The 15243-nt window shown below is 44.2% G+C and carries 11 protein-coding genes; 6 read left to right on the forward strand and 5 right to left on the reverse strand.

Annotated elements, in window-relative coordinates:
- Positions 1 to 1296: an ABC transporter permease gene (locus IPP77_15235; GenBank protein ID MBL0310963.1), complete on the forward strand. Its 1296-nt coding sequence runs from the start codon at positions 1 to 3 to the stop codon at positions 1294 to 1296.
- 867 nt (positions 1297 to 2163) lie between these two features.
- A complete protein-coding gene (locus IPP77_15240) occupies positions 2164 to 3852 on the forward strand; it encodes a T9SS type A sorting domain-containing protein (GenBank protein ID MBL0310964.1) in 1689 nt (562 codons plus the stop codon).
- Between the two features lie 25 nt (positions 3853 to 3877).
- Here the strand turns inward: IPP77_15240 and IPP77_15245 are convergent, their stop codons facing one another.
- Positions 3878 to 4699 (reverse strand): phosphatidylinositol-4-phosphate 5-kinase, encoded by an 822-nt coding sequence (locus IPP77_15245; GenBank protein MBL0310965.1) that lies wholly within the window; start codon positions 4697 to 4699, stop codon positions 3878 to 3880.
- A 110-nt stretch (positions 4700 to 4809) separates the two neighbouring features.
- On the opposite strand from IPP77_15245, the gene IPP77_15250 reads away from it, so the two are divergent.
- Genes IPP77_15250 through IPP77_15265 form a run of 4 tightly spaced genes read left to right on the forward strand, consistent with a single transcriptional unit; the run spans position 4810 to position 9552 of the window.
- Positions 4810 to 6303: a polysaccharide biosynthesis protein gene (locus IPP77_15250; protein MBL0310966.1), complete on the forward strand. Its 1494-nt coding sequence runs from the start codon at positions 4810 to 4812 to the stop codon at positions 6301 to 6303.
- A gap of 23 nt (positions 6304 to 6326) precedes the next feature.
- Positions 6327 to 6758: a dUTP diphosphatase gene (gene dut / locus IPP77_15255; protein MBL0310967.1), complete on the forward strand. Its 432-nt coding sequence runs from the start codon at positions 6327 to 6329 to the stop codon at positions 6756 to 6758.
- A gap of 46 nt (positions 6759 to 6804) precedes the next feature.
- Positions 6805 to 7806 carry a nucleotidyltransferase gene (locus IPP77_15260; protein ID MBL0310968.1) on the forward strand — a complete coding sequence of 334 codons (1002 nt, stop codon included), beginning with the start codon at positions 6805 to 6807 and terminating at the stop codon, positions 7804 to 7806.
- A 6-nt stretch (positions 7807 to 7812) separates the two neighbouring features.
- Positions 7813 to 9552 carry a tetratricopeptide repeat protein gene (locus IPP77_15265; protein ID MBL0310969.1) on the forward strand — a complete coding sequence of 580 codons (1740 nt, stop codon included), beginning with the start codon at positions 7813 to 7815 and terminating at the stop codon, positions 9550 to 9552.
- Positions 9553 to 9581: 29 nt separating this feature from the next.
- On the opposite strand, the gene IPP77_15270 is transcribed toward IPP77_15265, so the two are convergent.
- The 4 genes from IPP77_15270 to secA are packed head-to-tail and all read right to left on the reverse strand — an operon-like array spanning position 9582 to position 15168.
- On the reverse strand, positions 9582 to 10745 hold the full coding sequence (locus tag IPP77_15270) for an amidohydrolase (protein MBL0310970.1): 1164 nt from the start codon (positions 10743 to 10745) through the stop codon (positions 9582 to 9584).
- A gap of 11 nt (positions 10746 to 10756) precedes the next feature.
- The gene (locus IPP77_15275) at positions 10757 to 11158 is read right to left on the reverse strand and encodes an SPOR domain-containing protein (protein MBL0310971.1); all 402 of its coding nucleotides are present in this window, start codon (positions 11156 to 11158) and stop codon (positions 10757 to 10759) included.
- Positions 11155 to 11799, reverse strand: a complete 645-nt coding sequence (gene deoC / locus IPP77_15280; GenBank protein ID MBL0310972.1) for a deoxyribose-phosphate aldolase — start codon at positions 11797 to 11799, stop codon at positions 11155 to 11157. Before deoC ends, IPP77_15275 begins: the two co-directional genes overlap by 4 nt.
- A gap of 48 nt (positions 11800 to 11847) precedes the next feature.
- On the reverse strand, positions 11848 to 15168 hold the full coding sequence (gene secA / locus IPP77_15285; protein MBL0310973.1) for a preprotein translocase subunit SecA: 3321 nt from the start codon (positions 15166 to 15168) through the stop codon (positions 11848 to 11850).
- Positions 15169 to 15243 lie beyond the last annotated feature (75 nt).

Here is a 15243-nt window from a genome sequence, read left to right on the forward strand (position 1 = left end):
ATGGCCGAACAGAAGCAGAAAAAGGAAGTGGACCAGCGCTATTGGGCCTATGTGAAGCGGCAGTTTCGGAAAAAGAAAACCGCCGTTTTTTCGCTTTATGTGGCTATGTTTCTCGGCCTCATCGCCCTGCTTTCTCCTTATATCGCCAATGAAAAGCCTTTGATGTGTAAATATCAGGGCACGCTTTATTTCCCGGCCTTTAAAGAAACATTGGTGGACTTTGGCATTGGCGAATTTCCCGGCCATTTTCAAAATGTGAATTGGAAAGAACTGAATTACGATTTTGTCATTTTTCCTCCGGTGCCTTATCTGCCGCTGAATCAGGATAACGACAACATCCATTCCAAAAGTCCTTTTGAAAAACAAAATGTTCCCTCCATGCGCTGGCACCATTGGTTTGGTACCGATGAATTGGGGCGCGATGTTTTTGCAGGGATGATTCGCGGTACGAGTATCGCTATGACCGTGGGACTCGTTTCTATGACCATCGCTTCCCTCATCGGAATTTTTCTGGGTGCGCTGGCGGGCTTTTTCGGCGATGAAGGATTCACCATTTCCCGGGCGCGCTTCTGGCTCAATATCATTGCCCTCATCCTCGGTATTTTCTATGCCTTCACTGCTCGGTCGTACGACATCACCGAGGCACTGGGCGAATCGTTGGCGATGGGTATAGTAGAGTTGCTCATCAGTTTCGCCATTTTGTTTGCCTTCATCGGGCTGGCAAACCTGCTGGTTATTCCCCTCAAAAAAATTCCCTTTCTGGGCAAGTATGTCACTGTGCCTTTTGATTTGATTATTTCAAGGATGATTGAAGTATTGAATTCGGTGCCTACCCTATTTCTGATTCTAGTCGTGATTTCTATTGTAAAAAGGCCGAACCTCTATGTCATCATGATGATTATAGGCTTCACCGGCTGGACGAGCATCGCGCGTTATATCCGCGCCGAACTGCTGCGCGTGCGCAGTCTGGAATATATTGAAGCGGCCACTTCGCTGGGCTTTCCGCAAATGCGCATTCTTTTCAAACACGCCATCCCCAATTCCTTATCACCGGTGCTGATTGCCATCGCCTTTGGTATCGCCTCGGCTATCCTCACCGAATCTACGCTTTCTTTCCTCGGTCTTGGACCTGCCGATACTGTTACCTGGGGTGTACTGCTTTCTTATGCCCGCCAAATTCCGCAGGCATGGTGGTTAGCTATTTTCCCCGGCATTGCCATCTTCATCACCGTCACCGTCTTTAACCTGATTGGTGAAGGCCTGACCGATGCGCTCGACCCACGGTTGAAACAATAAAATCTTCTTTTTTTACTGCTTTACAAATTTGCATCTGGCAATTATTGCAGATTTACACATCCATTGCTTCAAGCGAAGGGGCTATTATTCCAGAGTTTTAAGGCTTTACACCCGTTTTTGATAAAAAAGATGCCCTTTTCCGACAGATAGCCGCCTATTGATATGAATATAATCTCTGTTTTTAGCTAACAGGGACCTGTCTCTTGCTAACAGGCACCGAATAGCTGCTAACAGGGACCTATCTCCGGCAAAATGGGACCAAGTAGCTACGAACAGGGGCCTGTCTTTGGCTAACAGGGACCGAGTAGCAACGAACAGGGACCGATCTCTTACTAACAGGTACCGAATAGCTGCTAACAGGGACCTATCTCTTGCTAACAGGCACCGAATAGCTACGAACAGGGACCTGTCTCTTGCTAACAGGCACCGAGTAGCTACGAACAGGGACCGAATAGCTGGAGAGATGGTACCGAATAGCAATAAATCGGTCAAAAGGGGAAAGGGAAGAGGACAATTTGGCGGAAGAATAACAACTATTCTTCCAGAACATATACCTCATTATAAATATCTCACGATTGGATGCAGGCTGTGACCACAAGTTGTCGCCACACGATAATTTGTGGCTGAAGCCATGCCCTTTATACCAACAGCTCCTTCATGAATGGGCAGGTTTATAACGTCGCACTTTAGTGTGGTGATAATCCGACGCTATAAAAAATGGCTTTAGCCATGAACGGGCAACAGGATTTCAAATAGTTATATGCACCGTCTATGCTAAGACTAAGATTGTACCATAGCCATAGAACGCTTCTTTTCATATATTAGCATGCACAATCCGCAATTCACCGGATGTAGCACCTACAAGAAATGAAAAACCACGTTCTTCTTCTTGCCTTCTTCATAACAACATTGAATTGTCAATCCCAATATACCTTTGTCAAGCAATGGGATGTGCGGTATGGGGGCATAGATCAGGACTGGGCCGACAAAATAATTCAAACCTCAGACGGGGGGTATCTTATTGGAGGGGATTCCGAATCTTCTTTGGGTGGAGACAAAACGGAAGATTCGCGGGGTTGGTATGATTACTGGCTGGTCAAGATGGATTCCAACGGCACCAAAGAATGGGACAGGCGTTTTGGTACCTCGGGCTATGATGCTTTTGCAACTATGGTGGAAACTAAAGATGGGGGTTTCATCTTAGGTGGATATAATGGCGGCGCTTTAAACGGCGACAATACCCAAGACGGAAAAGGCGGCATTGATTATTGGATTGTGAAAGTAAGCGCCGGTGGCATCAAAGAGTGGGATAAGAGATATGGGGGAAGTAGGGATGACAAACCTAAAACGATTATTAGCACTAAAGACGGCGGATTTCTCATTGGCGGGGGCTCTGAATCAGGCGTGAGCGGTGACCGAACCTGGCCTAACCAGAACACCTGGTTTGTACCCACCGATGACTATTGGATAGTGAAAATCGATTCGCTGGGTAATTATGAGTGGGATCGGGCCTATGGAGGCAATAAAGATGATGTGCTTCAGTCGGTAATTCAAACCGTGGACGGAGGTTATTTATTAGCCGGATATTCCAGTTCTGACAGCAGTGGTGACCGGACACAACCCAACTGGAACCCTAACCCGAGCAATTCACAACAACCTGATGGCTGGATTGTCAAGATAGATTCAGTAGGGAATAAACAATGGGATAAACGATTTGGAACGGCATACCAAGACAGACTATATTCTGTTGCACAAATGCCTGATGGGGGATATTTGTTGGGGGGAGAGGCGTTTGGGGATACAACAGAGGATAAAAAAGCAATTAAAGGTCCTTTATGGATTATTAAAATTAATCCACAAGGATTGAAAGAATGGGATTGTGGATATATATCTTTGACAGAAGAAATGAGAATGAATCCAACCATAGATGACGGCTTCATTCTCTTTGGAGAAACCAGAGACTATACTCCCAACCCTGATTATGAATTGGATAAATCGGAAACGAATTTAGGATACCAGCAGTCTTGGATATTAAAGATTGACTCCTTGGGTAAGAAGCAATGGGATAAAACTATTTTTTCTTTTGGTGATGACAAGGGAGGCTATGCAATTCAAACTACAGATGGTTGTTATGCAGTGGCCAACTCCACAAACGGGGATATTGGAGGTTACCAAAGCCACCCATATCGCGATACCGCCGTAACCTGGAAAACTCACGATTATTGGGTTTTGAAATTTTGCATGGAACCATTTAATGCAGTAGATGATTTGAATAAGGAGGATGTAAAAGTATTGGTGTATCCTAATCCATTTACATCGGATGTTTCTATTGCAATAACAAAAGAAGGTATCAGCGAAGCCACGTTTACTATCAGCAACGCGATGGGGCAGGTAATCTATAATAGAAAGGAAACTAACCTGGGCAGCGGTTATACTAAGAACCTTGATTTGAGTGTTTTGCCGAATGGGGTTTATTTTATTGAAGTGACAGCCCCCTCCGGCTCCCCCGAAGGTGGAGAGTTGTTCAGAGTAGTGAAGCGAGTGGTGAAAGAGTGAGCCTTAAACCTACCTAAACAATTCTCTACTGCTTCTGCCCATTGGTATAAAGCACCTCCCGTTCCTGACCGGCACCGGTGATGAATTTTCCTTTGCCATCGCGGAGGTTATTGGTCCAGATACCGATATATTTTTCGCCGTCGGCCCAGGTGAAGGAGCCATCGCCGTGCATCAGGCCATTCTGAAACATACCTTCGTATCTATCGCGATTTGCCCAAGTGAAACTGCCTTTGCCGGTACGGCTGTTGGCTACAAAAGTCCCTTCATACACATCACCGTTGGCAAATATCATTTTGCCGGAACCGTCCTTTATGTCCGCCACAAAATCACCGTCATATAGGTTGCCGTTTTTGTAATAGTACTTTCCTTTCCCTACCTTTAGTCCGTTCACCACATAGCCTATGTAGCGCTCGCCATTTGGATAGTTGATAGTGCCTCGGCCACTCACCGTGCCATCTTTCATGTCGCCCACATAGCGGATACCACTTTTGTAGTAATAGGTACCCCATCCGTTCATTTTGTCGTTTTCAAAATTGCCCACATAGCGGTCGCCGTTATTGAAATCATAAGTGCCCATGCCATTGCGCTGGTCGTTTTTCCAATCGCCATAATAGGAGGTACCATCGCGGAACGTAGCCCGCCCGATGCCTTCTTTTTTGTCTTCTTTCCACTGGCCGATATAGATGGAGCCGTCCTTAAAGGTAGCCTTGCCCTGTCCGTGGCGCTTACCGTCTTTGTATTCGCCATCATATTGGCCATTCACGTAAATAATATTAGGGGACTGAGCAGCGGTTTGCCCCATGTGCAACAGGACCAAAAGAGAAAGGAGTAAAGAGATTCTATTCATCAAGCCTGATTTAAGTGAGAGTTTTGAGGGCTGTCCACTATAATAAATGTGTACGTGATGAGGGGGTAAATGTTTCAAGCGATGGCCGATAAACTATATATTTGCAGGCCTTGAACCCGATTAAAAAACTCGCTTCGCAGACCGTCATCTATGGCATCCCAAGCATTGCGGGACGGTTTTTGAATTATCTGCTTACCTATCTTTATACGCGAGTCTTCGCCACCGAACAGTTTGGTGTGAATTCGGAGTTTTATGCCTACAGCGGATTCTTTGCTGTCCTGCTGGCTTTTGGAATGGAAACCGGATTTTTCCGTTTTCAAAATGAGGCGAAAGAGCCGGAAAAAGTTTATTCCACTTCGCTGCTGTTCATCGTTCTTTCCTCTTTGATTTTTCTCGTGGCGGCCTTTTCATTCGCTCAGCCGATTGCCGATTTGCTTAAATATCCCGACCATGTGGAATACATTCAATGGTTTGCCTTGATTCTGGCGCTGGACTCTATTGCATCTATTCCTTTTGTGAAGTTGAGGGCAGAGAATAAGGCGGTTCAATTCGCAGGAATAAAAATTGCAGAAATAGCCGTCAACATTTCGCTCAATATCTTCTTCCTTGTGATATGCCGGAAAGCATATCTCGACAATCCATCTTCCTTTTTTGCTCAATGGTATCTGCCACAAATAGGGGTGGGCTATGTGTTTATCTCAAACCTGATTGCCAGTGCGGTCAAGATGCTGTTGCTCCTACCTCAACTGAAAGGAGCCACCAGTGGATTTGACAAGGTGATATTCGGAAAGATGATTCGCTATTCGCTGCCGATGGTCGTTATTGGTTTTGCGGGGATTATCAATGAGATGTTAGACCGAATGATTTTGAAATACATGCTGCCTTATGATGATCTGAAAAATCTTCAGATGCTGGGCATTTATGGTGCCTGCTATAAGCTTTCTATATTAATGTCGCTGTTCATTCAGGCTTTTCGCTTTGCGGGCGAGCCCTTCTTTTTTGCTCATGCCGATAAAGAAGATTCAAAGAAACTATATGCTGATGTGATGAAGTACTTTGTCATTTTCTGTGTTTTTGTTTTCCTTCTGGTGATGTTGTATATGAACTGGTTCCAGCTTTTTATCGGAGAAAATTATCGAGTGGGATTACCGGTGGTGCCTATTCTGTTGATGGCGAACCTTTGTCTGGGCATCTATGTGAATCTGTCTATCTGGTATAAACTGACTGACCGCACCTTGCTGGGGGCGTTTGTTTCCATCTGCGGTGCATTGCTCACTATATTATTGAATATGCTGTTCATTCCCGAATACGGCTATTTGGCTTCGGCATGGGCTACGCTAGCCTGCTATGCCAGTATGGCCATCGCGTCTTATGTTTTGGGACAGAAGTATTACCCGGTAGAATATGATTTGAAGAAGATTAGCGGCTATATCCTTCTGGGCTTGTTGATTTGGATCGCTTTTAGCTGGCTGTCAAAAACCGGCTGGATTCCCATGAATTTCAACTGGATAATCAGTTCGCTATTCATGACACTTTATTTATTAATCGTTTGGTGGATGGATGGGCGATCCTTGCTTCGCCCCAAGACGATTTCGGGCTCTTGATAAATTTTATCTTTGTGCACCTCATGAAAATCAGGATCATCAATCAAAGCAATCATCCGCTTCCATCCTACGAGACTAACGGTTCCGCAGGAATGGACATCCGGGCTTTTGTAGCCGAAACGATTGTGCTCAAACCTCTGGAACGAATACTGATTCCCACCGGATTATTTATTGAATTGCCCGAAGGGTTTGAAGCTCAACTTCGCCCACGCAGTGGTTTGGCTATCAAGCATGGCATCAGTTTGCCCAATTCGCCAGCCACCATTGACAGCGATTATCGCGGTGAAATTAAAGTAGCACTCATCAATTTATCGAATGAAAACTTTACTATCCAAAACGGAGACCGGATAGCGCAAATGATCATTGCCCGTCATGAGCGCGCTGAATTTATCACCGTAACATCTTTATCAGAAACACAACGGGGAGGCGGAGGATTTGGCTCGACCGGAAAGTGATTTTCCGCATTAAATATTTACCATTCACGATTAACCGATATAAAAGATGAGAATCATTATTCCGATGGCAGGTTGGGGAACCCGTCTAAGACCACATACGCTGACTATTCCCAAGCCGATGTTGCCTATTGCTGGCAAACCTATTGTGCAACGATTGGTAGAAGATTTAGTTAAATCTACTGACCAAGAAATAGAGGATATTGTATTTATCATCCGTGAAGATTTTGGCAAAGCTATTGCCAAGCAACTGCTAGGCATCGCTAAATCATTGGGAAGTAAAGGACATATCTGTTATCAGGACACTCCGCTGGGTACGGCACATGCCATTCTCTGTGCCGGTGATTTTTTGGAGGGCAATGTCATTGTGGCCTTTGCCGACACCCTGTTTCGCAGTGATTTCAAAATGGACGCCAACAAAGAGGGAATCATCTGGGTAGAAAAGGTGAAAGACCCTTCGGCTTTTGGGGTAGTGAAACTGAATAGCGAAGGGGTGATTACCGACTTCGTCGAAAAGCCTAAGGAATATGTTTCAGACTTAGCCATTATCGGTATCTACTATTTCAAGGATGGAGTGTATCTCCGCAAAGAAATGCAGTATCTTGTAGATAACGACATCAAACAGAAAGGGGAATACTGGCTGACCGATGCTATGGAGAACATGAAAGCTAAGGGCACCAAGTTTTACAAAGGAGAAGTGTCTGAATGGTTGGATTGCGGGAATAAAGACGCCACCATTAACACCAACCAGCGGGTACTAGAATATCTGAGGAGCGAGAATTTAGTGAGTGAACAAGCAATTCTGGAAAATTCGTTGGTGATTCCTCCCTGCTTTATTGATGAAGAGGTAGTGATAAAAAACTCAGTGATTGGCCCGCATGTATCTATCGGCAAAGGTACGGTGATTGAAAATTCTGTGGTGAAGAACAGCATCATTCAATCCAAAACGATTGTTAAGAATAAGTTAATCACTCACTCTATGATTGGGAATAGTGTTAAAATTGAGGGCAAGTTCGACGAGTTAAGCCTCGGCGATCACAACGTGATTTGATATAGCATGCGCATTTTATTTTTTCTTCTGTTTCTAAGCACCTTCCATTTTGCTTTTTCCAACCCTTCTCAGGATGGGAAAAAGAAGAAAGGGAAAAAGGGTGACATATCTGTTTTGAATGATTCTACGACGATTCAGTTGGGCCGATTGTTACTGGATGCTGAAAAAGCTAAAGTCACGGAAGATTGGGAGGAGGCAATCCGCATTTTCAATGAAATACTTTCGCTGGATAGTAAAAATTCAAATGCGCACTATCAGTTATCACAGATTTATGCGTCACAACAAAAGCTGAGCCAGGCAGAAGAAGAGGCCCTGGCGGCTATCAAGCTCGATGCCAAAAACAAATGGTATCTGGAGTCGTTAACTGCCATATACATGGATCAGGGAAAAACCAAAGAGGCTGCGGAAGTTTATAAAACCCTGATTTCAAAATTTCCTCCGAACCCTGATTATTATCTCAATCTCGGCTTTCTCTATTCACGTACCGGACAGTTTGAACAAGCCATCAAGGTTTATGAGCAATTTGAAAAGAATTTTGGACTAGACGAGAACGTAGTAATGGAAAAGAAAAATCTTTTTCTGCGTCTTAATAAATTCAATGAAGCATTGAATGAAGTTCACAAACTGGTGGATGCCTTTCCCGGAGAGACTAGCTACATGATGATGGAGGCCGACTTATACCGTGCCAATAAGATGCGCGATCAGGCAACCGAAATTTATAAAAAAGTATTGGTACTGGAACCGGATAATGCTTCAGCACTTTTGGCTTTGGCAGAAATCGGCATGCAGGACGGCAACGCCAACGAAAGTATCAGCAGTATCAAAAAGGTATTTGAAAACCCAAATGTGGATGTGGATACCAAGATTCGAATCCTGTTTCCTTATATCCAATTCTGGGATTTGAAGAAAGAAAATAAGCAAGATGCTTTTGATCTGGCGGCTATTCTAGTTCGGGTTCATCCTGAAGATGCCAAAGCCTTTGCTATCAAAGGAGATTTATACTATCTGGACGAGCAGAATGAACCGGCACTGGAAGCCTATTTGCGGTCACTAAAATTGAACAAATCCGTATTCCAGGTTTGGCAACAGGTGATGGTGATCTATAATCTGCAGAAAGATTGGAGTAAGTTACAGCAGTTTTGTACAGAGGCGATGGAATATTTTCCCAACCAATCCATCATCTATCTTTTTAAAGGCGGAGCAGAATATCAACTGAAGGACTATGCTCTAGCAGTGAAAAGTTATTCGAAGGGGGAGAAAATGAGTGTAGAGAATGATAAACTTCGCGCACAGTTTTTCTCAAACATCGGAGATGCTTATCACAGCTTGAATCAACAGGAAGAGAGCGACAGCGCCTATGAAAAATCATTGCGACTGGATCCGGAGAATGCTTATGTACTGAATAACTACAGCTATTATCTTTCCATGCGTAAAACCAATCTGGAGAAGGCGAAGCAAATGAGCGCCTATTCCAATAAGTTGGTTCCGGGCAACTCTTCCTTTCTGGACACTTATGCTTGGATTCTTTTTGAGATGAAAGATTATGCGGGTGCTAAAGAATGGCAGGAGAAAGCGATGGCCGCCGATGGTGAAAAGAGCAGCACCATTTTGGAGCATTTTGGTGACATGCTTTTTATGTTGGGCAAGACCGATGAGGCGCTCAACTATTGGAGACAAGCCAAAGAACACGCCTCTGAATCGGAAACCCTAGATCGGAAAATTGCTGAGAGAAGGTATATCGAATAATTGAAGCCGAGGGGTCTTGTAAATGTCCACTAGGCATTTATTGCCAGCCAACTCATCAAACCAATACTAGCCTCCAGTGCATCTTCGTCTATGTTGAAGGTAGAGGTATGGAGACCCGATTCAATTCCCTTTTTCTGATTCCCAACACCAAACCGGTAAAAACATGATGGGATTTTTTGAGTATAATATGCAAAATCCTCACTGCCCAATCTGGATGGTATCCGGATGGCGCTGCTGGCACCTAGAAAATCTTCTGCTTGTCTTTTTGCCGTGGTGGTTATCTCTTCGTCATTGATTAATACCGGGTAGCCTTTTTGGATATTCACATCACATTCAGTGAGATATTTTTCTGATACCGCCTCACATACCGCCCGAATCTGAGCTTGAATGTTGGTGCGAATATCTTCATCAAAACAGCGGAGCGTACCTGCTATTTCTACCGTGTCAGGCACAATATTGGTGGCTCCTTTACCTTCGATTTTACCAAAGGACAGCACCACCGGTATTTGAGGATTAGTGAGCATCCGCAGTTCAAGGAGAATTTCGGAGGCAATGAGTAAAGGATTTTTCAGTTCTTCAATTTTAGCGGCATGTCCTCCCTTGCCAATCACCGTAAGATACACCTCATCGCTGGATGCCATAAACTTACCGCTGCAAAAACCAAACTTGCCCGCTTGGATTTCGGGAGAAACATGCAAGCCGAATATTTTCTCAGGGATAGGATTTTCCAGTACGCCCGCCTGAATCATCGCCTCGGCACCGCTCGGTATTTTTTCTTCACTAGGTTGAAAGATAAATTTAATGGTTCCCTCCAAATCATTTTTCAGTTCAGAAAGTATCATCGCTACTCCCAGAAGATTTGCTGTATGTACATCATGACCGCAGGCGTGCATCACTCCCTGGTTCTGCGAACAATAGGCCACCTCATTTTGTTCCTTAATAGGGAGAGCGTCCATATCGGCACGCAAGGCAATACATCTCTTCTTCGGATTTTTTCCTTCCAATAAGCCAACAACGCCCGTTTTAGCCACTCCGGTTTGCACTTTGATTCCCAGTATTTTCAGTTCATCAGCCACTAACTTGGAAGTGTGGATTTCATTCCAGCTTAATTCCGGGTGCGCATGAATTTTTCTCCGCAGTTCAATCACTCGTGAAAAGTATTTGGCAGAAAGATCTTTGATTCTTTTTTTCATCAAGCGAGCGCTTATTTAATTCTGATTTTATCCTGCACTATAAATGCACCGGTATAGAGCGTAATTACCTTTTGAAGATAGTAAGTAGCCTCGAGGCGGGTTCTGAAATCACCCACTCGGAGTTTATAATAAGGTGGTTCGTACTCAACATAGGAGATAATCTCCGGAAACTCCTTATACATGGCGGCCTTGGCCCGATATGCTTCATCTCGGATGTCGGTGTACATGATCTGTACTCTATAACCATCTACAAAGTCCTTCTTAGCGTTATAGCTTTTGTATTTGGAAAGCAGTTCCGTAATGGATGAGTCTTGATGAACACTAAAGTGGGAATTATTAGTCGTTAACGAATCTTGCGAAAAAAGATTCAAAGAAAAAGCAATCAAAAGCAATAAGGCAAATGAGCGGATCATGTTACAATGCTAACACTTGCCGAGCAGCCCAAGCGGTCTGCACCGGCTTCAACCAGTTTCATGGCAAAATCTTTATCCCGTATTCCACCGGAGGCTTTAATCTTGATGGATTTTGGAAGAAGGGAGCGGAGCAACTGTACTCCTTCCACTGTGGCACCCGGTTCGATAAAACCGGTGGAGGTTTTGACAAAGTCAACTGTCATTTCAGTGCAGAGTTCACAAGTCTTTACAATCTCTTCTCTTGTCAACAAGCCGGTTTCGAGAATCACTTTCAACTTCCCACCCCGTAATTGAACGATTGTGGCTGCACTGGTCAATTCATTTTTCAGGTAGTTCCAGTCACCGGCTTTCACAGCGATGAGGTTAATGACCATATCTATTTCATGAGCACCCTCATCTATGGCCCGACGAGCCTCTTCTACCTTTGCAGGGGTATGCGCATAACCCATCGGAAACCCGACTACTGTTGCCACTTTAACTCTGGAATCTTCCAGCCACAATCTGCATTTCCTTACAAAGTACGGTGGGATACAAACCGCCGCAAAACCATACTCCTTCGCTTCTGCACAAAGCTGCTGCACTTCTTTTTCAGAAGTATCTGCCCGCAATAGGGTATGGTCAATTCTGGATGCCAGATTCATTGGATGAAAATAAAAAATGAGATTTAATCATCTCCATTATTTGACAATTTAAGCCTCTTTGCCGTGGCAGTTCTTATATTTTTTACCGCTTCCACAGGGGCAAGGGTCATTCCGGCCTGTTTTTTCACCTACCCGAATCGGCTCTAATCTCTTTTCTTCCTCCTGCGGTGGTTCTTGCGAATTTCCTCTTGCCGGATTCGCCATTAAATCTCCTCTACTTTCCTGAATCTTTTTTGCGAATGATTTAGATTTCTGCTGGTCTGCATTTTGTACTTGTTCCGGACTGGATTGTGGCACCTGTCCTTTGAAAAGGAAGGAGGCAATATCTCGGTTTACGGTTCCAATCATAGAAGAGAAAAGATTGAACGCTTCCTTTTTATAAATAACAAGCGGGTCTTTCTGTTCATACGATGCTAACTGAACCTCTTGTTTCAAATCATCTACTGCACGAAGGTGGTGCTTCCATGCTTCATCAATCAAGGATAGTGTCGCTGTCTTTTCAAAATATGAAGTCAGATCTTTCCCTTCTTGTTTCAGCGTCTTTTCCAGATCAACCAAAACATTCATTCCTCTTTTGCCGTCGGTGAATGGCACGGATACCACCTTCACTGCGTCGCCTCTGGTTTGACGAATATCTTTCATTATCGGGAACATATTTTTGACGTAGTTCTCAGACTTGCGTTTGTACAATTCTTTGATCTCGGCAAACAATTTATCGGTCAGGACGCTTACTGTTTCTTTTTGGATTTCCTCTTGGGTGATGGTAGTATCCAACGAAAAGAACCGAATAGTATCGAGCTTAAAATTGTCATAATCTCCGGTTTCTCTGGCTGTCGAAGTCAATTCCTCGCATAGATCATAGAAACTGTTATTGATGTCTAGCGACAATTGCTCACCAAACAGCGCGTGTTTACGCTTCGCATAAATCACCTCCCGTTGCCGGTTCATCACATCGTCATATTCCAGCAAACGCTTACGAATTCCGAAATTGTTTTCCTCGACTTTCTTTTGTGCCCGCTCGATGGACTTAGAAATCATGGAGTGTTGAATCACCTCTCCTTCATCATAACCCATCCGGTCCATCACCTTTACAATTCGCTCGCTACCGAACAGGCGCATTAGCTCATCTTCCATAGAAACGAAAAATTGGGAGGTACCAGGGTCACCCTGCCGTCCGGCACGACCACGCAACTGTCGGTCCACCCGCCGCGAATCATGACGCTCAGAGCCAACAATTGCCAGTCCTCCAGATTTCACGACTTCCGCACTAATCTTAATGTCCGTTCCCCGACCTGCCATGTTAGTGGCGATAGTCACTGTTCCCGGATTGCCTGCTTCTGCAACGATTTCTGCCTCGCGCTGATGCTGCTTCGCGTTCAATACATTGTGTTTGATTTTACGGATGTTCAACATCCGTGAAAGCAATTCTGAAATCTCAACAGAAGTAGTTCCCACCAGTACCGGTCTGCCCGCTTGGGTCAACTTTACAATCTCGTCAATAATCGCGTTGAATTTCTCTCTTTTGGTTTTATAAACCAAGTCTTCCTTGTCATCACGAATAATCACTCTGTTGGCAGGAATAGTAGAAACCTCTAGTTTATAGATGTCCCAAAATTCTTGCGCTTCCGTTTCGGCTGTACCGGTCATGCCACAGAGTTTGTGAAACATACGGAAGTAGTTCTGAAGTGTGATAGTAGCCAGCGTTTGAGAGGCCGATTCTACCTTCACATTTTCCTTTGCTTCAATAGCCTGATGTAACCCGTCGCTGTAGCGTCTTCCATCGAGAATACGGCCGGTGTTCTCATCCACAATTTTCACCTTGTCATCCATCACCACATACTCATCATCCTTTTCAAATAGGGTATATGCTTTGAGCAGTTGTGAAACCGAATGAATTCGCTCGCTCTTTTCGCTAAAGTCACGCATCAAGGAATCTTTGCGCTCTATTTTTTCCTCCGACGACATTCCGGAAGTTTCTATTTCAGCAATGACAGAACCTATGTCGGGAATAATAAAGAAGTTAGGCTCTTCGCTGGCACCGGTGAGGAGTTCAATCCCCATTTCCGTCAGTTCAACGCTGTTATTCTTCTCATCTATATAGAAATATAACTCCTTATCTACAATGGGCATGTGCTTTTGCTGTTCACCGAGATAATGGTTTTCGGTGCTTTGCATAATCTGCCTCATACCAGGCTCACTCAGAAATTTAATGAGCGCATTGTTTCGTGGCAAACCCCGGTGTGCCCGATAAAGGGCAATTCCACCTTCGCCCTCTTTCTCTCCGCTCTTTCCTTCCTTGATTAAACGTTTGGCATCTGTCAAGAACTGATTGGTTACTCTCTTTTGTGCATCCACCAACTTTTGAATGCGCGGTTTCAATTCATAGAATTGTTTTTCATCGCCAGAATCTACCTGACCAGAAATAATCAAAGGGGTACGTGCATCGTCCACTAGCACAGAATCCACTTCATCTACCATCGCATAATGATGTTTTCGTTGCACCATTTCGTCGGGACTATTCACCATGTTATCACGCAAATAATCGAAACCAAATTCATTATTGGTTCCATAAGTGATATCAGCGAGATAGGCATGGTGTCTGGCTTCGGAATGTGGTGGGAATTTGTCAATACAATCCACCCGTAATCCTAAAAACTGGAAAATAGGACCGTTCCATTCACTATCTCTTCGTGCCAAGTAATCATTTACCGTAACGATATGAACTCCTTCACCTGCCAGACCGTTGAGGTATGCCGGAAGCGTTGCCACCAAGGTCTTTCCTTCACCGGTAGCCATCTCTGCAATCTTTCCTTCGTGCAGTACCATACCTCCGATTAATTGTACATCGTAATGCACCATGTTCCATTTCACTTCGCTGCCTGCTGCCAACCAAGTGTTAGCATAACTGACCTTTTCTCCATCAATCTTTATATTTTGAAACTTAGCGGCCAGTTCCCGATCCAGGTCGGTAGCCGTTGCTTCAAGAAAACTATGGTTGGAAAATCGGTAGGCGGTTTCTTTTACTACGGCAAACGCCTCGGGAAGGATTTCCTTTAGAACCTCTTCGATTTTCTTATCCCGTTCCTTGCGCAGTTCATCCACTCTTTTATAGAACGTATCCTTCTCCTGTAAATCTTCTTCTGCTTCTGCTTTTTCCTTTAGATCAATTATTTCCTTGTCCACCTCTGTCAGGTGTTCGGCAATGCGTTGTCTGAAAACTTGTGTTTTGTTCCGCAGTTCATCATTGGTCAAGGGCTTGAGCAATTCATAGGCCTCATTGATTTGCGCCACCACGGGCTGCATTGTTTTATATTCTCGGTCGCTCTTGCTGCCAAAAATTGATTTTGCTAAGTTGTCTAAAAAGCCCATGAATTTATTCTTGATTTATACTTAATCGTTTGGTCGGAAAACATATTTCCAAAAGGGGCGCTAAAATAACATAAC

The sequence above is a fragment of the Bacteroidota bacterium genome, from assembly GCA_016722375.1.
GTDB lineage: Bacteria > Bacteroidota > Bacteroidia > Chitinophagales > LD1 > Bog-950.